The following is a 518-nucleotide window of genomic DNA, read 5'->3' on the forward strand; positions in this document are numbered from 1 at the left end:
CGGGGGTGATCGACAGTCAGAGCGTCAAAACCACGGAAAGCGGCGGGGTTTCGGGCTATGATGCGGGCAAGAAGGTCAAAGGCCGGAAGCGGCATATCGTCACCGACACCTGTGGTTTCCTGATCTTCATCCTGGTCCATGCGGCTGATATCCAGGACCGCGACGGCGCTGTCGATGTGCTGGCGACAATCCGCCACCGCTTCCCGTGGCTGCGCCACGTGTTTGCCGATGGCGGCTACGCTGGAGACAAACTGCGCGGTGCGCTCGCCGACATGGGCCAGTGGACCATCGAGATCATCAAGCGCTCCGACACCGCCAAAGGCTTTGAAGTGCTACCCCGAAGGTGGGTGGTCGAACGCACATTCGCATGGCTCGGCCGCTGTCGACGACTGGCCAAGGATTGGGAAACTTCCACCGCATCCTCGACCGCATGGGCCCTCATCGCTTCCATCCGAATGATCACCCGGCGAACCGCAACCTATTGCCTTGCTTGAGAAACTTCCGAATCAGGCACTAAG

The 518-nt window shown here is 60.6% G+C and carries 1 protein-coding gene; it reads left to right on the forward strand.

The genetic code is table 11. The features are described 5' to 3' along the window. Nucleotides 1-494: IS5 family transposase (locus tag H926_RS0101350; RefSeq protein ID WP_022674702.1), on the forward strand; the 494-nt coding region annotated here is incomplete at its 5' end. Nucleotides 495-518: the final 24 nt, after the last annotated feature.

Source organism: Novosphingobium sp. B-7, from assembly GCF_000410615.1.
Lineage (GTDB): Bacteria > Pseudomonadota > Alphaproteobacteria > Sphingomonadales > Sphingomonadaceae > Novosphingobium > Novosphingobium capsulatum.